This window comes from Pseudomonas nitroreducens (assembly GCF_010994165.1).
Lineage (GTDB): Bacteria > Pseudomonadota > Gammaproteobacteria > Pseudomonadales > Pseudomonadaceae > Pseudomonas > Pseudomonas nitroreducens.
The window spans coordinates 1,411,568-1,431,230 of sequence record NZ_WMBX01000001.1 but is presented as its reverse complement, the minus strand read 5'-3'; the positions used below and the strand labels follow the sequence as shown (position 1 = coordinate 1,431,230).

Sequence of the window (19,663 nt, the reverse complement as noted above, 5' to 3'; positions counted from 1 at the left end):
TCAGGGTCGATACCAGGGAAAAGCACTTCCGAACCCATCATTTGACGCCAGTCTGTCACCCGCGTTACAGCCTGCCAAGTCGCCGGCCGCGGACTATTTCGGAATCCCAGATCATGCAGGTCACCAAATCGAACAAGCTCGCCAACGTCTGCTACGACATTCGCGGGCCCGTGCTCAAGCACGCCAAACGCCTGGAAGAGGAAGGCCATCGCATCCTCAAGCTGAACATCGGCAACCCGGCGCCGTTCGGTTTCGAGGCGCCGGACGAAATCCTCCAGGACGTCATCCGCAACCTGCCCACCGCCCAGGGCTACAGCGACTCCAAGGGCCTGTTCAGCGCGCGCAAGGCAGTAATGCAGTACTACCAGCAGAAGCAGGTGGAAGGCGTCGGCATCGAGGACATCTACCTGGGCAACGGCGTATCCGAGCTGATCGTCATGGCCCTGCAGGCGCTGCTCAACAACGGTGACGAGGTGCTGATTCCGGCGCCCGACTATCCGCTGTGGACCGCCTCGGTCGCCCTCTCCGGCGGCAAGCCGGTGCATTACCTGTGCGACGAGCAGGCCGGCTGGTTCCCCGACGTCGCCGACATGAAGGCGAAGATCACCAGCAATACCAAGGCGCTGGTGCTGATCAACCCGAACAACCCCACCGGCGCGGTCTACTCGAAGGAAGTGCTGCTGGACATCGTCGAGCTGGCGCGCCAGCACAACCTGGTGATCTTCTCCGACGAGATCTACGACAAGATCCTCTACGACGAGGCCCAGCACATCTCCACCGCGTCGCTGGCGCCGGACGTCCTCTGCCTGACCTTCAACGGCCTGTCCAAGTCCTACCGCGTGGCGGGCTTCCGCTCCGGCTGGATCGCCATTTCAGGCCCCAAGCACAAGGCACAGAGCTATATCGAGGGCCTGGATATCCTCGCCAACATGCGCCTGTGCGCCAACGTGCCGAGCCAGCACGCCATCCAGACAGCGCTGGGCGGCTACCAGAGCATCAACGACCTGGTGCTGCCGGGCGGCCGCCTGCTGGAGCAGCGCAACCGCGCCTGGGAACTGCTCAACGACATTCCCGGCGTCAGTTGCGTGAAGCCCATGGGCGCGCTCTACGCCTTCCCGCGCATCGACCCGAAGGTCTGCCCGATCCACAACGACGAGAAGTTCGTCCTCGACCTGCTGCTTTCCGAGAAGTTGCTCATCGTTCAGGGCACCGCCTTCAACTGGCCCTGGCCGGATCACTTCAGGGTCGTTACCCTGCCTCGACTCGATGACCTGGAACAGGCCATCGGACGCATCGGCAACTTCCTGAAAAGCTATCGCCAATAAATCATCGCCAGTGAACTGATGGATCTGCAGATCGACGACTTCTACAAGGACGCAGCCGGCGGCCTGCTGACGCTCTACCAGGCCTTCCCGCGCAAGATCGCCCTCTACGTCGAGGACCTGATCGGCCGGGAAGAGCCCGACGAATTCGGCCTGCCCAGCACCCGCCACCAGAGCTGTCTGGGCGCGCTGCTGTGGTTGGCCGAAGAAGGCTACCTGCGCTTCGAGGCAACCATTCGTTACGAAGCATTGGACCAGGCGGTGCTCAGCGAAAAAGCCTTCCTGCGCCTGACCCGCCTCGTCCCCCATGCCGTGCGCGACGACCAGGAACTGCCGCCCAGCGTGCGCCGCGACCAGGCCACGCTGGCCAACCAGCTGCGCGATGCACTGGCCAGCCGGCACGGGGAACGCATCGCCCGGCTGACCCGTCTACTCTTCGAGAGCGACCTGGGGCGCTCGTAGTACAGGCAGACGACACAAGTTGAAATAGTCCCCGAGTTGAATCACCTGGGGGCCATCCGTATATACCCCGCATACTATTCAGCGATCCCGAGCGCGTTGCGCCCGGCGATCCGGAAAGCCGCATTCCAAGGCGGCTTTCGCCCCGTCACCGTGAGGAGAAGCTTTACGCCATGATGCGCATCCTGTTGTTCCTGGCCACCAACCTGGCAGTTCTGGTGATCGCCAGCATCACCCTGAAATTGCTCGGCGTGGACCGATTCACCGGCCAGAATTACGGTAGCCTTCTGATTTTCTGTGCCGTCTTCGGCTTCGCCGGCTCCCTGGTTTCGCTGTTCATCTCCAAGTGGATGGCGAAGATGAGCACCGGCACCGAGATCATCAGCCAGCCGCGCACCCGTCATGAACAGTGGCTGCTGCAGACCGTGGAAGAGCTGTCCCGCGAAGCCGGCATCAAGATGCCGGAAGTGGGTATCTTCCCCGCCTACGAGGCCAACGCCTTCGCCACCGGCTGGAACCGCAACGACGCGCTGGTCGCGGTCAGCCAGGGCCTGCTGGAGCGCTTCTCGCCTGAAGAAGTGAAAGCCGTACTCGCCCACGAGATCGGCCACGTGGCCAACGGCGACATGGTCACCCTGGCGCTGATCCAGGGCGTGGTGAACACCTTCGTGATGTTCTTCGCGCGCATCTTCGGCAACTTCGTCGACAAGGTGATCCTGAAGAACGAAGACGGCCCGGGCATCGGCTACTTCGTCGCGACCATCTTCGCCGAACTGGTCCTGGGTATCCTCGCCAGCATCATCGTCATGTGGTTCTCGCGCAAACGCGAATACCGCGCCGACGAAGCCGGCGCCCGCCTGGCCAGTACCGGCGCGATGATCGCCGCCCTGCAACGTCTGCGCGCCGAACAGGGTGTGCCGGTGCAGATGCCCGACTCGCTGCAGGCCTTCGGTATCAACGGCAACCTCAAGCATGGCCTCGCCGGCCTGTTCATGAGCCACCCGCCGCTGGAAGACCGCATCGAAGCCCTGCGCGCCGCCGGCCGCTAAGCTTCGACGCGACAAAAAAGGGCGACCCTCGGGTCGCCCTTTTTCATACCTGCGATTCAGCCCCGGCGGAGCGTGAACACCACTTCGTCCAGATGACCGACGCCACGCTTGAGAAACTTCGGGTTCTCCGCCAGCACATCGAGGCGCTCCACCTCCGTCACCTCCCAGTCCTCGGCGAAGAGCTCGTGCACTTCCGGCGCCAGCACGGCGAACGGCGGGCCATCCATCTCGGCCTGAGGGTATTCCAGGGTCACCAGCAGCCCGCGTGAGCGAGACGGCAGGATGCGCTGCAGATGGGCCGCATAGTCAGCACGCAGGTCCGGCGGCAAGGCGATCAGCGCCGCGCGGTCGTACAGTGCGCTGCACCCCGCCACCTGTTCAGCGGTGACATCGAAGAAATCGCCCTGGAGAATCTCCAGGCGCTCGAAACTGTAGCGGCGCAGCGCGCCATCCTCGGTGACCTGCGGAGTGACACCCAGCTCGGTGAAGAAGTCGACGGCAGCGCGCTCGGCCAGTTCGACTCCCAGCACGTGATATCCCCACTGGGCCAGCCAGAGCATGTCCAGGCTCTTGCCGCAGAGCGGCACCAGCACCTGCGACTCCTCGGGCAACCCCAGGCCCGGCCAGTTGCGCTGCAGTCCGGGATTCACCGACTGCTGATGGAAACCGATTTCATTGCGCGCCCAGCGCGACTGCCAGAACTCATGCTGCATAGATCACCTGCTCAAACACTGCGCAAAGCGCGGGGCAACAGCCAGCGCCACCAGGCGCCGCGCCGCTCGCGCTGACTTTCTCCGGCCTCGAGAATCTTCAGCCGCACCTGATCACCGCGGACCCGCTGCACGCAGATTTCGGTACCGTCCTCCAGACGGAGGCAGTCGCCGATCTCGAGCATCAGGACTTGTTCGCCTTGCTGCATAGCTGAATTCGCCATCTGTTTCGGAAATTTCCGCAAACTCTAACGCATAGTCCGACTGACATCCCCTCAAAGCGTCTTATGGCGGCTGGCTCCGCCACTCTGCAACCCAGTTGGCACTTTTGCAGCGAAGCAGGCTGCGGGAGATATCGCGTCAAACATCGATTCTTACGATCATTAAAGTCAAAAACCTATACTGGATTTCGATCTTTGAGCGCGTGAACATAGAGGTATTCAAGTAGCGAGGTTCGTCATGCTCCCTGCCCTCTTCATCTCCCACGGCTCCCCCATGCTGGCTCTGGATCCCGGCGCCAGCGACGCCCCCCTGAAACGTCTGGCCCGCGAATTGCCGCGCCCCAAGGCCATCCTGGTGGTTTCCGCCCATTGGGAAACGCCCGACCTGCGCATCACCGCGTCGCCCATGCCGGACACCTGGCACGACTTCTACGGCTTTCCGCCCGAGCTCTACGCCGTGCAGTACCCGGCCGCCGGCTCGCCGGAGCTGGCGCAGCGAGTCGCTGAACTGCTGGCCGAGGCCGGCCTGCCTGCCACCCTCGACCCCGAACGCCCGCTGGACCACGGCGCCTGGGTGCCGCTGAGCCTGATGTACCCGGAAGCCGACATCCCCGTCGTGCAGTTGTCCCTGCCCAGCCGCCTCGGCGCCCCCATGCAGCACCGGGTCGGCGCTGCCCTGCGCAAACTGCGCGATGAAGGCATCCTGCTGATCGGCTCAGGCAGCATCACCCACAACCTGGGCGAACTGGACTGGCACGCAGGCCCCGAGGTGATCACCCCCTGGGCCAAGGCGTTCCGCGACTGGATGGTGGCGCGGCTGGAAGCCGACGACGAAGCCGCCTTGTTCGACTATCGCCGGCAGGCTCCCTACGCGGTACGCAACCACCCACGCGACGAGCACCTGCTGCCGCTGTACTTCGCCCGCGGCGCCGGCGGTTCGGCGATGACGGTGGAGCACGCCGGCTTCACGCTTGGCGCGCTGGGGATGGATATCTACCGCTTCGACTGACTGCTCTTTTGCAGGTGCGGGCTCGCTCGTGAACTTCTCGCTACAGCGTCGGAGTTGGGCGGTTCGCGAGCAAGCTCGCTCCTAAAGGGCATGCACCGGCCGATGCCGGAAACGAAAAAGCCCCGCCAAGGCGGGGCTTTTTCATTCGCGAGAAACTGACGAATCAGTCTTCGCGATAACGACGCAGGCGCAGGGCCTTGCCGGCGACGCGGGTGTCCTTGAGCTTGGTCAGCAGACGCTCGAGGTTCTCTTCCGGCAGCTCGATCAGGCTGAAGGTCTCGCGGATCTGGATGCGGCCGATGGCCTCGCGGGACAGGCCACCCTCGTTGAGGATGGCGCCCAGCAGGTTCTTCGCCTGCACGCCATCACGGGCGCCCAGGGCGGTACGGCAGCGCGCCTTGCCTTCCGACGGCGGAGCCATGGTGCGACGCTCGCCGCTGCGCTCCGGACGGTCGCCGCGCTCGGGGCGATCGCCACGTTCGCTGCGCTCGTAACGGTCACCGCTGCGCTCGCGCGGAGCCGCCGGGGTCAGCGGTTGTTCGCGGCGGACCGATTCCAGGTCCAACGCCTTGCCTTCGGTGAGCTTGGCCAGCAGCACGGCGGCCAGGGTGTCCATGTCGGTACCCAGGCGACGGCACAGCTCGTCGCGCACGGCGCCACGGTTGGCCACAGCGTTGGCCAGCAGCGGTTGCAGGCCGGTGGCCAGGCGATTCAGGCGGGCTTCCAGCACGGTCTCGGCGTCCGGCAGGCGAACTTCGCCGACCTTCTGCCCGGTCACACGCTCGATCACCTGCAGCATGCGGCGTTCGCGCGGGGTCACCAGCAGCAGGGCGCGGCCTTCGCGGCCGGCACGGCCGGTACGGCCGATACGGTGCACGTAGGATTCCGGATCGTAGGGCATGTCCACGTTCAGTACGTGGGTGATGCGCGCCACGTCCAGGCCGCGAGCAGCAACGTCGGTGGCGATGACAATGTCCAGCGAGCCATCCTTGAGGGACTCGATCACGCGCTCACGCTGCGCCTGCGGCATATCGCCGTTCAGCGCGGCGGCACGGTAGCCCTGGCGCTCGAGCAGCTCGGCGATATCCAGGGTGGCCTGCTTGGTGCGGACGAAGCCGATCAGGGCGTCGAACTGTTCGACTTCCAGCAGGCGCAGGATCGACGCCGGCTTCTGGTCGGCGTGGACCATCAGGTGCACCTGCTCGATGCGGGCGACGGTCTGGGTCTTGGCGGCGATGCGGACGTGCTTGGGTTCTTTCAGGTGGCGTTCGGCGATGCTGCGGATCGAAGCCGGCAGGGTCGCGGAGAACAGCACGCTCTGACGGCTGGACGGCATGGCTTCGAAGATCACTTCGAGGTCATCCATGAAGCCGAGCTTGAGCATTTCGTCCGCTTCGTCGAGGACCAGGCTCTTGACGGTGGACAGCAGATTTTCGTCGCGGCGCAGGTGGTCGCACAGGCGGCCCGGGGTGGCGACCACGACCTGGGCGCCCTGGCGCAGGGCCTTGAGCTGCGGGCCCATGGGGGCACCACCGTAGACGGCAATGACGCCGACGCCCGGCATCTGCTTGGAGTAGGTCTCGAAAGCGGTGGCAACCTGCAGGGCCAGTTCGCGGGTCGGAACCAGCACCAGCACCTGCGGGACACGGCGGCTGGGTTCGATCTGCGAAAGCAACGGCAGCGCGAACGCGGCAGTCTTGCCGGTACCGGTCTGGGCCTGGCCGATCATGTCGTGGCCTTCGAGGATCACCGGGATCGACTGGGCCTGGATCGGCGACGGCTCTTCATAACCGACAGCGGCAATGGCAGCGAGAACATTGGGGTGAAGACCGAGCGCGGCGAAGCCGGCGGTTTCCTGGGTCATGGGTTTTGCCTCTAAGTACATCCGCAAAGACCCAATAGCCGAGCTGCGCATGCCCTGTACGACGATGAAGTCACCCAGGCAGCTGGAAGCGGGGATTTGCGAAATGAAGATTGGAAGAATGCGTCAAGGAAGTCCGCACAGCGGACGCACAGCCCGAGCGTGAAAGCTGCGGAAAAATGCGGGATCCGAAACGAGGCCAGCGTTTGGCCGGCGCGTATCATACCGGAAAATCCTGACCGATGTGTTTCTTTTCGGAACAGGGCCGGCGAACGGTCGTCCCATAGACAACCCCGCCCCTGCCAGCTATACCGTGCAAGCCACCCGACCGGAGCCCGCCCATGACCGCCAGCAGCGAACCGCGCATCACTGTCGAACGCCATGACCACGTCCTGTTGCTGGGCCTGAACCGGGTCGGGAAGCGCAACGCCTTCGACCTGGAAATGCTCACCCAACTGGTGCTGGCCTTTGGCGAGTACGAGCGCGACGACGAGCTGCGCTGCGCACTGGTTTTCGCCCACGGCGACCATTTCACCGCCGGTCTGGACCTGGCCAGCATCGGCGAGACCTTCCGCACCGGCTGGAGCATGCCCGAAGGCTCCGCCGACCCCTGGGGCACCTTCGGTGGGCGGCGCCTGACCAAGCCTTTGCTGGTCGCAGCGCAGGGCTATTGCTTCACCCTGGGCATCGAATTGATGCTCGCCGCCGACATCAATCTCTGCGCCAGCAACGCGCGCTTCGCCCAACTCGAAGTACAGCGCGGCATTTTTCCCTTCGGCGGGGCCACTTTGCGCATGCACCAGGTGGCCGGCTGGGGCAATGCGATGCGCTGGCTGCTGACCGGCGACCCCTTCGATGCGCACGAGGCCTATCGCATAGGCCTCGTGCAGGAGGTCACCGCGCCGGAAGAGCTGCTGCCCCGCGCCCTCTGGCTGGCCCAGCGCGTTGCCGCCCAGGCACCGCTGGGCATCCGCGCAATCCTGGCCTCGGCTCGGAGAAGCCTCGACGAGGGCGAGGAGGCAGCTGCAAGACTGCTGCCGGCCATGGCCAGCGAACTGCTCTCCACCGAGGACGCGAAAGAGGGTTTGAATGCCATGCTGGAGCGCCGCGACGGTCGATTTCTGGGCAAATGAACGCTCGCGGAAAAAGCAAAACGGAACCATCGTGCGAAAAGCGCTATATCCAAGGTATTAAAAACCCCTGACGGGCGGTCATAATCCTTTAGTTTTCACTTTAAAATCAGATAGTTAAAATTCACAAAACGACTATATACAAGTTCCAATTTCGCGCCTGAAAACAAACCTCTAGAACTGACTCCAGAGCAGCTCAGCGACGCGCCGGATACCGACCGGGAAGCCCGCTGACTGACGTTCTCATGGAGGAACTTCTCATGTCAGGCCCGATCCGTGTTTTCGCGCTTTCCCTTCTCGTCGTTGCCCTCTCCCTGCAAGGTTGCAGCAGCAAGGGCGGCAGCAGCCACCACTCTTCCGGCAGCAGTTCCGAACAACCCGCCGACAGCGGTTCCGGCGGCGATGGCTCCGGTGGCTCTGGCGGCACAGGCGGTACCGACGGCACTGGTGGCACTGGTGGCACCGACGGCACCGGAGGAACTGGCGGTACTGGCGGTACCGGTGGGACCGGTGGGACCGGTGGGACCGGAGGAACTGGCGGTGGCGGCACGGATGGCGGCGGGACCGATGGCGGCGGCACCACCACTCCGCCGGCCAGCACCACCGGCAATATCCTGACTAACACTGGCCAGGCGGTCTCCAATGTCGGCGACACCGTCAGCACCGTGGGCGGCGTGGTGAAAACGGTTGACCTGCCGGTGCTGGGCAATGGCGTCACGCAGAATGCCGGCAGCCTGGTCCAGCAAGTCGGCGCAGGCGTGGACAGTGTCGGCACCGGCGTGACCAACGGCCTCGGCCAATTGGGCAACAACCCCAACGCAGTAGGCACTACCGTGGCTGGCGTAACCGGCCTGGTGAGCCATACCGGCGGCGCCGTGAGCAGCCTGGGTGACACCGTGGCGGCCATCGGTGATGCACCGGTGCTGGCAAACACCCCGCTCAACGGCCTGACCGGCCAGGTGGGCGGCCTGGTGGATGGTGTCGGCGGCAAGATCACCATGCTCGGCGACTCGCTCAGCGGCGCGGTCACCACCGGCCCGCTGAGCCAGTTGACCACCCAGCTCAGCGGTACCACCGCCGGCCTGGTCGGCAAAGTCGAAGGAACTACCCGCGGCGTCGGCGCCGCCACCGGACTGGGAACGCCGGTGAACAACCTGTTGACCACCGTCGGCGGTGTTGTGACCCAGACAGGCAACCAGGTCGCCAGCCAGAATCCGGCGCTGGCACCGGTCGGCGGAATCGTCAGCAATGCGGGTCAGGCAGTCAGTGCCGCCGGCGGCCTGGTCAACGGTAGCAATCCGGGCGGTGGTCTGCTCGGGGGTGTCACCGGCTCCCTGGGTGGAGCTACCGGTGGCAGCAATCCGGTGGGCGGCCTGGTCAGCGGTGTGACCGGTGCAGTGGGCGGCATCACCGGCTCCCTCGGCGGCGCTACCGGTGGCAGTAATCCGGTGGGTGGCCTGGTCGGCGGTGTGACTGGCGCGGTCGGCGGCATCACCAGCTCCCTCGGTGGCGCCTCTGGCGGCAGCAATCCGGTCGGGGGCCTGGTCAACGGCGTGGCCGGAACCGTCGGCGGCCTGACCAGCGGCCTCACCGGTGGTGGCGGCCTGGTCGCCGGCGCTGGCGTGGGCATCGGCAGCAATGCCCAGGGTTCAGGCGTGGCAGTCGGCGCTGGCGCCGGTACGACTGGCGGCACCAGCGGCCAGGGAGGCCTGCTGGGCAATACGCTGGGCGCCGTGGGTGGCGCGCTGGGTAGTGTGACCGGCGGACTGGGCGGTGGATTGGCGATCGGTACGCCCAAGCAATAATCCGATTTACGCCCATACTGTAGTAACCAGGAGCCGCCCACGGCTCCTGGTCTTTTAATAAGAAGATCGGTCTCATGGAGGAGCCAGATGCGCAGACTCGCTGTCCTTCCCCTGTTGTTGGCTGCACCCTTCGCCTGGGCCGAGCGCCCGATACAGCTTCCCGGCTCCGATATCGAACAGACCCTTCCCCGCCCCAACCTCCCTGGCGGCGATATTCGCCCCAAGGCCCCCAAGGTCACAGCTCCGGAACCGTCGGCAACCCAGCCCGGACAGGTGCTCCAGCAGCGCATCCGCATCAAGCGCATCGAACTGGCCGGCGGCAAGCACTACCCCGTCGAGACCTGGAAGCCGCTGCTGGAACCACTGACCAAGCGCACCATCCAGGTCAGCGAGCTGGTGGCGGCGGCCAAGGCCATCACCCAGCGCTACCAGGATGACGGCTACTTCATCTCGTTCGCCTACGTGCCCAACCAGGACTTTGCCAGCGGCGTCGCGCGGATCGTACTGGTCGAGGGCCACATCAGCCAGGTTCGCGCTGCGGGCGACCTGGGCGTGCACCAGATGCGCGTGGACCGCTGGATCGAGAAGCTGAAAGCGGAAAAACCCCTGACCCGCGAAAGCTTCGAACGCTTCAGCGTGCTGATGAGCCGGGTGCCCGGCATGCAGATGGCCATGGCGCTCAACCCGCCCACCACCAGCGACGGTGGCGCCGTGTTGGAGCTGGCGGGCAAGCAGAAGCGCTTCGACACCGGCATGAACCTAGACTCGCGCCGTGGCGAGCAGCGCGGGCTGTTCAACGCCGAGGTGATGTCGATGCTCGGCTGGGGCGAGCAACTGCAGTTCAGCTACCTCTACCCGCCGGGCGACGACCACGAGTACTACCGCGCCTGGAACTACAGCCAGCTCCTGGGTGACAACGGCCTGCAACTGCTCGCCGGCTACAGCAAGTACAACTCGCGCCCCGGAGAGAACCTGCGCCTGGCCAGCGGCCTGGAGTTCGAGCGCAAGCGGCAGAACGAGCGGGTCAGCGCCGGACTGGGGATTCCGCTGGTGCTGCGCCGCGACCTGACCTGGGACCTCAACCTGCGCGGCTATACGGTGAACGACACCAGCCGTTACGACCTGGTCTACCCGGCCATCCCCTTCCGTATCGAGCAGAAGAGCAAGCTTCGCGTGGTAGGGATCGAAACCGTGGTCCAGCAATTCGCCGAGAAGCGCGTGCGGGCCGGCAGCGTGGCGGTTTACCAGGGCCTCAACGGCATGGGCGCGGAGACGCCGGATCCGATCAAGAAGAATTTCACCCGCCTGCTCGGCTACGGCGCCCAGCAGGACCAGTTCGGCTCCAACTGGCAGGGCGTGGTGACCGCCGCCTTCCAATGGAGCGACGACGTGCTGCCGGATTCCGAGCAGGTCACCTACGGCGGCGGAAACTTCGGCCGCGGCTACCCCGACGATCAGGCCACCGGCGACAAGGGCTGGGGCGCCGCCTATGAGGTGAACTATTCCTTCCTGCGGCAGAGTGTGGTGCTCAACCAGATCCAGCCCTACTTCGTCGTCGACACTGCGCGCACCCGCTATAACCAGGACGGTCTGAACGAAGGCAAGCTCGGCTCCGCGGCGCTGGGCGTGCGCTTCTCCGACCGCAAGCACTACCTGGTGTCGATGGAAGTGGCCAAGCCCTTCGGCGATCGGGCCCTGGACAACAACGAGCGCAGCCCGCGGCTGAACTTCGCCTTCAGCTATCAGATTCCCTGATGGCTATCCATGCAGAGAGTCACTGCGCCGGGCGCAGTGACTCGATGTAGGGGCGCAGCGAATAGCCCAGCTTCGGTTCAAGCTGGCCGACACGCTTCTTCAGGCCGCGCAGGTTCAGCTCCTGATCCAGTTCGGCGGGGACGAAGACGATCACGTTGCCTTCGGGCACCGGGCATTCCCAGTAATGCCGATTGAAGCGACCGCGCAGCAGTGCGGCACCCAGGGGTCGGCCGTCGTCGGTGCTCCACTGGTTGATCACCAGCCAGCCCCCCGGCCGCAGGCGTTCGCGACAGGCGCCGAGAAAGTCCCAGCCGATGTGCGCCGGCGCGGGTCCGGTATCGGTATAGAGATCGAGGAAGATCAGGTCGGCCGGCTCGCACCCGGCCAGCTCCTGCACGGCATCGCCGATGCGCAGGTTCAGGCGCTCATCGTCCGCCAGGCCGAGGTGCTCGCGGGCCAGGCGCGGAATGGACGGACGCAGCTCGATGGCTTCCACTTCGTCCAGCGGCAGGTACTTCAGGCAGGCCTGGGTCAGGCTGCCGGCACCAAAACCGAGGAACAGCGCGCGGCGCGGGCGCGGATGGCACAGCGCACCGACCAGCATGGCGCGCGAGTAGTCGTACTCCAGCCAGCTCGGATCACCCGTCAGCACGCAGCTCTGCTCGACCTCGTCGCCGAACTCCAGGTAGCGGAAGGCACCGCTCTCCACGACACGGATGACGCCGAAGTCATCGCGCTCCTCGACGATCAGCAACTCTTCGCTCAACTGTTCCTCGCTCATCACCGTCTCCGGGAGGATACAGCCATGGCAATGCGGCTCGCCGGATACGGCGAACGGCACGGATTGCCATTGAAATACAGGGGCTCGCGCACGCAATAATCCTTCGAATCAAGACGGCCACCCGCGACCGCCAGGTCGGCAAAGCCGCAAGAATAACAGCCCAAGAGGCACAACCGAGCATGCGCCAGCGTAGCGCCCTTCGCGAATCCGCCAACCGCCACTGTCTTTCGTCGGTATTCCTGCGTCAGCGCACACCTGTGCGCTGCGCGGGCGGCTGATCGCCCACCAGTGTTCCCCAGGACAAGGATGTCCCTTCTTTTCCAGCGCAAACCGCCACGGCGACCTCGCGCGAGCCATATGCCGAGCTGATACCATGGGCGGATACCGTCCATAGCCGCGAAGACCCGCCAATGAGCCTGCCCTGGAGCCCCGATAGCTGGAGAAGCAAACCGATCCAGCAACAGCCCGCCTACCCCGACGCGAACCGCGTGAGCGAGGTCGAGCGCACCCTCGCCAGCTTCCCGCCGCTGGTGTTCGCCGGCGAGGCCCGCGAGCTGCGCCGACAGTTCGCCGAGGTCACTGCTGGTCGCGCCTTCCTGCTGCAGGGCGGCGACTGTGCCGAGAGCTTCGCCGAGTTCTCCGCGGCGAAGATCCGCGACACCTTCAAGGTGCTGCTGCAGATGGCGGTGGTGATGACTTTCGCTGCCGGCTGCCCGGTGGTGAAGGTCGGCCGCATGGCCGGCCAGTTCGCCAAACCGCGCTCCTCCGGCAATGAAACCATCGGCGGCGTGACCTTGCCGGCTTACCGCGGCGATATCGTCAACGGCATCGGCTTCGATGAGAAAAGCCGCGTGCCGGACCCGGACCGGCTGCTGCAGGCCTACCATCAGTCCACGGCCTCGCTGAACCTGCTGCGCGCCTTCGCCAATGGTGGCTTTGCCGACCTGCACCAGGTGCACCAGTGGAACCTCGATTTCATCGCCAACTCGGCGCTGTCCGAGCGCTACCAGCAACTGGCCGACCGCATCGACGAAACCCTTGCCTTCATGCGTGCCTGCGGCCTGGATACCGCGCCGCAACTGCGCGAGACCAGCTTCTTCACCGCCCATGAAGCACTGCTGCTGAACTACGAGGAAGCCTTCATCCGCCGCGACAGCCTCACCGGCGGCTGGTACGACTGCTCCGCGCACATGCTGTGGATCGGCGACCGCACCCGCCAGCTCGACGGCGCCCATGTCGAAATGCTCCGCGGCGTCGGCAACCCCATCGGCGTGAAGGTCGGCCCGAGCATGGACAGCGAGGAGCTGATCCGCCTGATCGACATCCTCAATCCGGACAACGAGCCCGGCCGCCTCAACCTCATCGTGCGCATGGGTGCCGACAAGGTCGGCGACGGCCTGCCGCGCCTGATCCAGACCGTGCAGCGCGAGGGCAAGCAGGTGCTGTGGAGCTCCGACCCCATGCACGGCAACACCATCAAGGCCTCCAGCGGCTACAAGACCCGCGACTTTGCGCGCATCCTCGCCGAGGTCCGGCAATTCTTCGAAGTACACCGGGCCGAGGGCAGCTACGCCGGCGGCATCCATATCGAGATGACCGGGCAGAACGTCACCGAGTGCATCGGTGGTGCGCGGCCGATCACCGAGGCCGGCCTGAGCGATCGCTACCACACCCACTGCGACCCGCGCCTGAACGCGGACCAGTCGCTGGAGCTGGCCTTCCTCATCGCCGAAACCCTGAAGCAGGTCCGTCGCTGAACCGGACACGCGTCTCAGCAAACACCTGAGAGCTCTTCCCACAATTGACGGGTACCAGGCGTCTACCTAGAGTGGCGCCCCGCGCGGCAGCCGCCGCGCCATGGAAACCGTCAACCAAGGAAGATTCCCGATGCAACTGCACCGCTCCCTCCTCGCCCTGCTGATCGGCGCCAGCGCCGCACTCTCCGGCTGCCAGAACATGAACACCGACAGCCTCGTGCAGTCGGGCATGATGGCCATGAAGGCCGCCACCCTCAGCGATGCCGAGATCAAGCAGGTCGCCGACGAAGCCTGTGCCAAGCAGGATGCCGAAGCCCAGATCGCCCCAGCCTCCAGCCCCTACGCGCAGCGCCTGGACAAGATAGCCGCCGCCCTGGGCAACCCGCTGACCGGTACCTCGATCAACTACAAGGTCTACCTCACCGAAGACGTCAACGCCTTCGCCATGGCCAATGGCTGCGTACGCGTCTACTCCGGCCTAATGGACCTGATGAACGACAACGAAGTGGAAGGCGTGCTCGGCCACGAGATCGGCCACGTCGCCCTCGGCCACGTGAAGAAGGCCACCCAGACTGCCTACGCAACCGCCGCCGCCCGCGGTGCCGTCGCAGCCTCGGGGAATGCCACCGTCGCCGCCCTGTCGCAATCGCAGCTGGGGGAAATCGGTGAAGCGCTGGTCAACGCGCAGTTCTCCCAGTCCCAGGAGTCGGCGGCCGACGATTACTCCTTCGACCTGCTGAAGAAGCGCGGCATCGACCTCAACGGCCTGGCCAGCGCCTTCGACAAGCTGGCCAAGCTCAGCGGCGGCCAGGAAAGCAGCATGTTCGACTCCCACCCCGGCTCGCAGCAGCGTGCGGACCACATCCGCAAACGCATCGCCAGCGGCAAGTGATCACGGACGGGCCTCTGCGGAGGCCCGTTTCGTTTCAGGCCTGCGTCAGCAGCCCCTGCAGGCGCTCGCCTGAGGGGCGCCGGCAGTTCACCGCCACCCGTTCCAGCCCGAGCCAGCGCGCCATCTCGTTCAATTGCTGCGCCAACGCGGCGTTCCCCTCCTCGCCCAATCCCTTTTCCTCCTCGTGGACGGCATGCACCACCAGATTTCCCGCGGCGCGATCGGAGCGCAGATCGACCCGCGCGGCCAGGTGCTCGTTGAACAAGAAAGGCAGGACGTAGTAGCCGTAAACGCGTTTGTGCTGCGGCGTGTAGATCTCCAGGCGATAACGGAAATCGAACAGCCGCTCAGTGCGGGCGCGCTCCCAGACCAGCGAGTCGAAGGGCGAAAGCAAGGCGCTGGCGCGCACCTTGCGCGGAAGGACCGGTTCCGCCAGGCAATAGGCCGGCGCCTGCCAGCCCTGAACCTGTACGACCAGCAGATCGCCCGCCTCCACCAACTCCGCCAGCCGCGCCTTGCTGTCGGCGGGGTCCAGGCGGAAGTAGTCGCGCAAGTCCTTCTCGGTGGCCACGCCCAGAGCCTGGGCGGAATGCAGCAGCAATTGGCGCTGCGCCTCGGCCTCGTCCAGCTCGGGCTGCCGGAGCAGATCGGACGGCAGTACGCGCTCCGGCAAGTCGTACAGACGCTCGAAGCCGCGCCGACCGGCGACCGTCACCTCGCCTGCGGCGAACAGCCATTCCAGCGCATGTTTCTCCTCGCTCCAGTCCCACCAGGGGCCGGCACGTTCCACGCGGGTAGTCAGGCTGCCGGCGCCCAGCGCGCCCTGCTCGCGAACGGCATCGAGCACCCGCTGGATCACCGCCTGTCGCTCACGCCCGAAGCGCGCCAATTGCTGATAGATACCGCGCCCTTCGGCTGCGCGACGCATGCGCCAGCGCATCAGCGGATACAGCTCGAGCGGCAGCAACGAGGCTTCATGCCCCCAGTATTCGAACAACCGACGATGCCGCCCGCCACTCCAGGCCGCCTCTTCCAGCAGCGTCGGCGAGTAGTTGCCCAGGCGCGAGAACAACGGCAGGTAATGCGAGCGCACCAGCGCGTTCACCGAATCGATCTGTAGCACACCCAGGCGCTCCAGCAGGCTGCGCACATGGCGACGCTGCACCTCGCCACCGGGCCTGCGCAGGGCAAAGCCCTGGGCGGCCAGTGTCAGACGGCGGGCTTGCTTGAGGGACAGGGATTCTACGGTCGGCATCGTGGACTCCAGGACGGGGCAAGCCCTAGAGCCTAACGCCTATTGCCGGAGCTGGCTGCATCAGGCCGGCACGGCAATTGTTTCAGGCACTGGGAAAGGTCGAGCAAAGGTGAAGACGTCCGCCGAAGGCCCCTCCAACCGCAAGCGATCCAAGCGGTCGCGGGCCATCTGTACATCGGGCAACTCGCCTTCAGGCAACCACCAAAGCGCGAGGCTGGGCGCCGACAGGCGCTCCATCCAGTCACGCTTGTTGCGCAGCACCTGCAGGTGCTCGCCGCCATAGACGTAATCCTTGAGCGCTTCCACCGACTCCCAGACGGACAGATTGACGATGATCAGCGGGTCGTCGAAGACGCGGATGGAGGTGGCATCGCCTTCCTCCGTCTGCAGGCGCCAGACGAACCCAGGGCTGCGCTCGGCCAGGGCGTTGATGTGGTCGAGCTGGTCGACGAAGCCCTTCATCACCGGCTGATCCAGCGGGGCACGGGCCTTGGCGATGTTGACTTGGGCGAGGTGGTAACGGCTGGGCTGGCCTTTCATGGGCGTGGCATCCTTGTCATGGCTTTCGTTTCACGGTGATTGCAGATTCAAGCGCGGGCAGCACGGCGAGAAGCCGTGCCGCCCGGCCAAGTTCAACGGCGAACATAATCCATCCAGAACGGGCGCTCGACTTCCTGCTGGATATCGGCACGGCTCAAACCGATGTCCTTGAGCGCCTCATCGCTCATACTAGCGAGCTCGTGACGTTGGCGGGCCAGTTCATGCCAACGCAGAACGCGTTTGAGAACACGATTCCACAACGGTGCCGCCGGGACCTTATAGACGTGATAGGACGCTGCTACGAAACCGATTTGACCTTTCATCTTGCTTCCTCCCTGTGGGGTTGGATGCAGTTTCCTGCTCGCGCTAAGATCAATCCAACGAATCATTCTTATGCGACCCATCTCGGAGATTGATGAATGAGCAGTTTCCCCAGCATCGACAGCGAACTGCTGCGCACCTTCGTCGCCATCGCCGACCACGGCGGCTTCACCCGCGCCGCCGAGATGGTCAACCGCACCCAGTCGGCGGTGAGCATGCAGATGAAACGGCTGGAAGAAGACGTGCTGGAACGCAGCCTGTTCGAGCGCGACGGCCGCCAGGTGCGCCTGACGCCGGAAGGCCAGATCCTGCTGGGTTACGCGCGGCGCATCCTGCGGTTGCAGGGCGAGGTGTTCAACACCTTCCGCCAGCCGCACATGGTCGGCTCGGTGAAGATCGGCACGCCGGACGATTATGTGATGCGCTTCCTGCCCAGCATCCTCTCGCGCTTCGCCGAGGCCTACCCGCTGGTGCAGGTCGAGGTGCATTGCGACTCCTCGGCGCAACTGCTGATGCGCAACGACCTCGACCTGTCCATCGTCACCCGCGAGCCGGGCACCGAGATCGGCCAGCTGCTGCGCCAGGAAGACTTCGTCTGGATGGCCGCGGAGAGCTTCTGCCCGCAGGACCAGCGCCCGCTGCCGCTGGCGATGTTCAACACCGCCTGCTTCTGCCGCGCCTGGGCCTGCAACGCCCTGGAGGCGATGGAAGTGGACTATCGCATCGCCTACAGCAGCCCGAGCCTGTCGGCCCTGTTCGCCGTGGCCAATGCCGGACTGGCGGTGACCGCGCAGTTGCGCAGCCTGCTGACCGGCAACCTGCGCATCATCGGCGAAGACGAAGGGCTGCCGGTGCTGCCCAACGCCAGCATCGTGCTGCTGCGTGGGCAGAAGATGACGCCGGTGACCGACAAGCTCGCCGAGTACATAGTCGAGGGCTTCAAGTCCTGACGATCAACACGCAGGGACTCAGCGCACCGCCAGCAGCACCGCACAGACGATCAGGAAGGCACTGAAGGCCATGCGCAGCTGACGTTCTGGCAGCGCGTGGGCCAGCCGCACGCCCCAGGAAATGCTCACCAGGCCGCCCAGCGCCAGCGCGCTGCCCATGCGCCAGTCCACGTGGCCGTGCACCGCGTAGGTTGCCAGCGCCACGCCCGTGCTGGGCGCCGCCAGGGCCAGCGCGAGGCCTTGGGCGATCACTTGGGTCAGGCCGAACACCGAGGTCAGCACCGGCGTCGCCAGAACGCCACCGCCCACACCAAACAGGCCGCCCAGCGAACCAGCCCCCAACCCCAGAACGCCCATCCAAGGCAGGCCGTAGCGCGGCGTGCTGCCACCCTGCGGCACGCGCTGGAACAGGCGCACCAGCAGGTACAGCGCCAACAGCACCAGGAAAACCACGAAGGCCGTGCGCATGCTGCGCGCATCCAGGTTGACGGCAATGCTGGAAGCGAAGAACGCACAGACCAGGCCGGTCAGCGCCAGCACCCCGGCCTGGGCGAAATCGATGCGATTGCGCTGGTGATAGCGCCAGATTGCCAGCAGCACGTTCGGCACCACCATCACCAGCGCGGTACCCTGCGCCAGCTGCTGGTCCAGCCCGAACAGCACGCCCAGCGCCGGAATCGCCAGCAGCCCGCCGCCGATACCGAACAGCCCACCCAGGCTGCCCAGCACGACGCCGAGCAGAAAGTCCACGACCAGATCCCACATCACGCACCTCCACAACAGTGCGTCCATGCTAGAAAAGCCTGGCTGGATGGGAAACGCAAAGCGCTGCACAATGGCTTTGCCTCTCTCGCATAGCCAATGAATGCCATGACGCCCTCCAACCTCGAGGACCAGCTCGATCTTTACCTGGACGTGCTCGACAACGGCAGCTTTTCCGCTGCCGCCCGCCTGCGCCAGCTCACCCCTTCCGCCGTGGCACGACGCATGGACTCCCTGGAGCAGGGGCTGGGATCGACCCTGCTCGTGCGCAGCACCCACAAGGTGCGCGCCACGCCGGCTGGGCTGGCCTTCGCCGAACGGGCACGGCGGATCGTCAGCGAACTGCGTCAGGCGCGAGCGGAGGCCGTGTCCCTGAGCACCGCGCCGGAAGGCCTGATCCGCATCGACGCCCCGGTGCCTTTCGGTCGTCGCCACCTCGCACCGGCGCTGGTCGACTTTCTCGCCGCCAACCCCGGCCTGGACGTGCAACTGCGGCTGATCGACAGCTTTACCGACACCCGCGGGGAGAACCTCGGCCAGGTCGACCTGGTCCTGCGCATCGGCACCCTGCCTGAAAGCCGCCTGGTCGCCACACGCCTGGCGTCCATGCGGCGGGTCGTCTGCGCCAGCCCCGCCTACCTGAAGCACCACGGCAAGCCTGCCTCCCCCCTGGAATTGCCGGAGCACATCGGCCTGGACTGGGAAGGCCTGGCGCCGGCACTGGCGTGGCGCTTCCTCATCGATGGGAGGCTGCAGCAGCTCCGGCCGCGCCGCTTGCGCATGACCGCCAATAACGCGGAAACACTGGTGGAAGGCGCGCTGCAGGGAATTGGCCTGGCGCACCTGCCGACATGGCTGTGCAGCGAGTACCTGATCAGCGGCCAGCTGCTGCCTCTGTTCTGCGAGAACGGCCTCCCCGAACCAGAGCCCGGCGTCATCCACGCGCTGCGCCTGCAACGCGGTACCCACCCGCGCAGCGAACGCCTGCTGGCCTTCCTGCTGAAGCGATTTGGTTTCCCTCCCCCCTGGGACACGGCACTGGAGGAAGCGCTGTTCAAGAATTAACCATCGCGCTAAATTAATG

General features: G+C 65.4%; 19 protein-coding genes. 11 read left to right on the top strand and 8 right to left on the bottom strand.

What is annotated here, in order from left to right; genetic code table 11:
* The first annotated feature begins 113 nt into the window (after nt 1-113).
* The 3 genes from GJV37_RS06820 to htpX all read left to right on the top strand — a co-directional run bounded on the left by GJV37_RS06820 (nt 114) and on the right by htpX (nt 2,830).
* Nucleotides 114-1,325, top strand: coding sequence for a pyridoxal phosphate-dependent aminotransferase (locus tag GJV37_RS06820; protein WP_024766955.1), 1,212 nt, complete (start codon nt 114-116; stop codon nt 1,323-1,325).
* Between the two features lie 18 nt (nt 1,326-1,343).
* Nucleotides 1,344-1,784 (top strand): hypothetical protein, encoded by a 441-nt coding sequence (locus tag GJV37_RS06815; protein WP_038803800.1) that lies wholly within the window; start codon nt 1,344-1,346, stop codon nt 1,782-1,784.
* Between the two features lie 170 nt (nt 1,785-1,954).
* A complete protein-coding gene (gene htpX / locus GJV37_RS06810) occupies nt 1,955-2,830 on the top strand; it encodes a protease HtpX (protein WP_054909673.1) in 876 nt (291 codons plus the stop codon).
* A gap of 56 nt (nt 2,831-2,886) precedes the next feature.
* Here htpX and GJV37_RS06805 read toward each other — a convergent pair whose 3' ends face one another.
* Both GJV37_RS06805 and GJV37_RS06800 read right to left on the bottom strand, forming a co-directional pair.
* The gene (locus tag GJV37_RS06805; RefSeq protein ID WP_065085078.1) at nt 2,887-3,543 is read right to left on the bottom strand and encodes a thiopurine S-methyltransferase; all 657 of its coding nucleotides are present in this window, start codon (nt 3,541-3,543) and stop codon (nt 2,887-2,889) included.
* A gap of 11 nt (nt 3,544-3,554) precedes the next feature.
* Nucleotides 3,555-3,725: a hypothetical protein gene (locus GJV37_RS06800; RefSeq protein ID WP_157837676.1), complete on the bottom strand. Its 171-nt coding sequence runs from the start codon at nt 3,723-3,725 to the stop codon at nt 3,555-3,557.
* Nucleotides 3,726-3,999: 274 nt separating this feature from the next.
* On the opposite strand from GJV37_RS06800, the gene GJV37_RS06795 reads away from it, so the two are divergent.
* Nucleotides 4,000-4,770: a DODA-type extradiol aromatic ring-opening family dioxygenase gene (locus GJV37_RS06795; protein WP_054909675.1), complete on the top strand. Its 771-nt coding sequence runs from the start codon at nt 4,000-4,002 to the stop codon at nt 4,768-4,770.
* A gap of 163 nt (nt 4,771-4,933) precedes the next feature.
* Here the strand turns inward: GJV37_RS06795 and GJV37_RS06790 are convergent, their stop codons facing one another.
* Nucleotides 4,934-6,634 carry a DEAD/DEAH box helicase gene (locus GJV37_RS06790; RefSeq protein ID WP_024766950.1) on the bottom strand — a complete coding sequence of 567 codons (1,701 nt, stop codon included), beginning with the start codon at nt 6,632-6,634 and terminating at the stop codon, nt 4,934-4,936.
* Between the two features lie 338 nt (nt 6,635-6,972).
* Here GJV37_RS06790 and GJV37_RS06785 point away from each other — a divergent pair, with 338 nt between their 5' ends.
* From GJV37_RS06785 to GJV37_RS06775, 3 genes are all read left to right on the top strand, one after another.
* Nucleotides 6,973-7,764: a crotonase/enoyl-CoA hydratase family protein gene (locus GJV37_RS06785; RefSeq protein ID WP_193452249.1), complete on the top strand. Its 792-nt coding sequence runs from the start codon at nt 6,973-6,975 to the stop codon at nt 7,762-7,764.
* 257 nt (nt 7,765-8,021) lie between these two features.
* Nucleotides 8,022-9,566, top strand: a complete 1,545-nt coding sequence (locus GJV37_RS06780; RefSeq protein WP_170858425.1) for a collagen-like triple helix repeat-containing protein — start codon at nt 8,022-8,024, stop codon at nt 9,564-9,566.
* Between the two features lie 87 nt (nt 9,567-9,653).
* Nucleotides 9,654-11,321: a ShlB/FhaC/HecB family hemolysin secretion/activation protein gene (locus GJV37_RS06775; protein WP_037016284.1), complete on the top strand. Its 1,668-nt coding sequence runs from the start codon at nt 9,654-9,656 to the stop codon at nt 11,319-11,321.
* Nucleotides 11,322-11,340: 19 nt separating this feature from the next.
* Here the strand turns inward: GJV37_RS06775 and GJV37_RS06770 are convergent, their stop codons facing one another.
* Nucleotides 11,341-12,102, bottom strand: a complete 762-nt coding sequence (locus tag GJV37_RS06770; RefSeq protein ID WP_037007103.1) for a spermidine synthase — start codon at nt 12,100-12,102, stop codon at nt 11,341-11,343.
* Nucleotides 12,103-12,512: 410 nt separating this feature from the next.
* Here GJV37_RS06770 and GJV37_RS06765 point away from each other — a divergent pair, with 410 nt between their 5' ends.
* Nucleotides 12,513-13,859: a class II 3-deoxy-7-phosphoheptulonate synthase gene (locus tag GJV37_RS06765; RefSeq protein ID WP_170858424.1), complete on the top strand. Its 1,347-nt coding sequence runs from the start codon at nt 12,513-12,515 to the stop codon at nt 13,857-13,859.
* A gap of 130 nt (nt 13,860-13,989) precedes the next feature.
* Nucleotides 13,990-14,751, top strand: coding sequence for a metalloprotease LoiP (loiP, locus tag GJV37_RS06760; RefSeq protein ID WP_170858423.1), 762 nt, complete (start codon nt 13,990-13,992; stop codon nt 14,749-14,751).
* Between the two features lie 34 nt (nt 14,752-14,785).
* Here loiP and GJV37_RS06755 read toward each other — a convergent pair whose 3' ends face one another.
* From GJV37_RS06755 to GJV37_RS06745, 3 genes are all read right to left on the bottom strand, one after another.
* Nucleotides 14,786-16,006, bottom strand: a complete 1,221-nt coding sequence (locus tag GJV37_RS06755; protein ID WP_193452248.1) for a winged helix-turn-helix domain-containing protein — start codon at nt 16,004-16,006, stop codon at nt 14,786-14,788.
* Nucleotides 16,007-16,066: 60 nt separating this feature from the next.
* Entirely contained in the window at nt 16,067-16,546 is a 480-nt protein-coding gene (locus GJV37_RS06750; RefSeq protein ID WP_170858421.1) for a DUF3291 domain-containing protein, read from the bottom strand.
* Between the two features lie 92 nt (nt 16,547-16,638).
* Nucleotides 16,639-16,869 carry a DUF1127 domain-containing protein gene (locus GJV37_RS06745; RefSeq protein WP_240967225.1) on the bottom strand — a complete coding sequence of 77 codons (231 nt, stop codon included), beginning with the start codon at nt 16,867-16,869 and terminating at the stop codon, nt 16,639-16,641.
* Between the two features lie 96 nt (nt 16,870-16,965).
* On the opposite strand from GJV37_RS06745, the gene GJV37_RS06740 reads away from it, so the two are divergent.
* Nucleotides 16,966-17,817 (top strand): LysR family transcriptional regulator, encoded by an 852-nt coding sequence (locus GJV37_RS06740; RefSeq protein ID WP_024764539.1) that lies wholly within the window; start codon nt 16,966-16,968, stop codon nt 17,815-17,817.
* Nucleotides 17,818-17,835: 18 nt separating this feature from the next.
* On the opposite strand, the gene GJV37_RS06735 is transcribed toward GJV37_RS06740, so the two are convergent.
* Nucleotides 17,836-18,582 carry a sulfite exporter TauE/SafE family protein gene (locus tag GJV37_RS06735; RefSeq protein ID WP_054909686.1) on the bottom strand — a complete coding sequence of 249 codons (747 nt, stop codon included), beginning with the start codon at nt 18,580-18,582 and terminating at the stop codon, nt 17,836-17,838.
* A gap of 105 nt (nt 18,583-18,687) precedes the next feature.
* Between GJV37_RS06735 and GJV37_RS06730 the strand changes: the two genes are divergently transcribed.
* Nucleotides 18,688-19,644 (top strand): LysR family transcriptional regulator, encoded by a 957-nt coding sequence (locus GJV37_RS06730; RefSeq protein WP_037007100.1) that lies wholly within the window; start codon nt 18,688-18,690, stop codon nt 19,642-19,644.
* The last annotated feature ends 19 nt before the right edge of the window (nt 19,645-19,663 follow it).

Excerpts from the sequence above, each read along its gene's own strand:
- GJV37_RS06820 (WP_024766955.1), top strand. The coding sequence starts at position 114 with ATGCAGGTCACCAAATCGAACAAGCTCGCCAACGTCTGCTACGACATT.
- GJV37_RS06815 (WP_038803800.1), top strand. The coding sequence starts at position 1,344 with ATGGATCTGCAGATCGACGACTTCTACAAGGACGCAGCCGGCGGCCTG.
- htpX (WP_054909673.1), top strand. The coding sequence starts at position 1,955 with ATGATGCGCATCCTGTTGTTCCTGGCCACCAACCTGGCAGTTCTGGTG.
- GJV37_RS06805 (WP_065085078.1), bottom strand. The coding sequence starts at position 3,543 with ATGCAGCATGAGTTCTGGCAGTCGCGCTGGGCGCGCAATGAAATCGGT.
- GJV37_RS06800 (WP_157837676.1), bottom strand. The coding sequence starts at position 3,725 with ATGCTCGAGATCGGCGACTGCCTCCGTCTGGAGGACGGTACCGAAATC.
- GJV37_RS06795 (WP_054909675.1), top strand. The coding sequence starts at position 4,000 with ATGCTCCCTGCCCTCTTCATCTCCCACGGCTCCCCCATGCTGGCTCTG.
- GJV37_RS06790 (WP_024766950.1), bottom strand. The coding sequence starts at position 6,634 with ATGACCCAGGAAACCGCCGGCTTCGCCGCGCTCGGTCTTCACCCCAAT.
- GJV37_RS06785 (WP_193452249.1), top strand. The coding sequence starts at position 6,973 with ATGACCGCCAGCAGCGAACCGCGCATCACTGTCGAACGCCATGACCAC.
- GJV37_RS06780 (WP_170858425.1), top strand. The coding sequence starts at position 8,022 with ATGTCAGGCCCGATCCGTGTTTTCGCGCTTTCCCTTCTCGTCGTTGCC.
- GJV37_RS06775 (WP_037016284.1), top strand. The coding sequence starts at position 9,654 with ATGCGCAGACTCGCTGTCCTTCCCCTGTTGTTGGCTGCACCCTTCGCC.
- GJV37_RS06770 (WP_037007103.1), bottom strand. The coding sequence starts at position 12,102 with ATGAGCGAGGAACAGTTGAGCGAAGAGTTGCTGATCGTCGAGGAGCGC.
- GJV37_RS06765 (WP_170858424.1), top strand. The coding sequence starts at position 12,513 with ATGAGCCTGCCCTGGAGCCCCGATAGCTGGAGAAGCAAACCGATCCAG.
- loiP (WP_170858423.1), top strand. The coding sequence starts at position 13,990 with ATGCAACTGCACCGCTCCCTCCTCGCCCTGCTGATCGGCGCCAGCGCC.
- GJV37_RS06755 (WP_193452248.1), bottom strand. The coding sequence starts at position 16,006 with ATGCCGACCGTAGAATCCCTGTCCCTCAAGCAAGCCCGCCGTCTGACA.
- GJV37_RS06750 (WP_170858421.1), bottom strand. The coding sequence starts at position 16,546 with ATGAAAGGCCAGCCCAGCCGTTACCACCTCGCCCAAGTCAACATCGCC.
- GJV37_RS06745 (WP_240967225.1), bottom strand. The coding sequence starts at position 16,869 with ATGAAAGGTCAAATCGGTTTCGTAGCAGCGTCCTATCACGTCTATAAG.
- GJV37_RS06740 (WP_024764539.1), top strand. The coding sequence starts at position 16,966 with ATGAGCAGTTTCCCCAGCATCGACAGCGAACTGCTGCGCACCTTCGTC.
- GJV37_RS06735 (WP_054909686.1), bottom strand. The coding sequence starts at position 18,582 with ATGTGGGATCTGGTCGTGGACTTTCTGCTCGGCGTCGTGCTGGGCAGC.
- GJV37_RS06730 (WP_037007100.1), top strand. The coding sequence starts at position 18,688 with ATGACGCCCTCCAACCTCGAGGACCAGCTCGATCTTTACCTGGACGTG.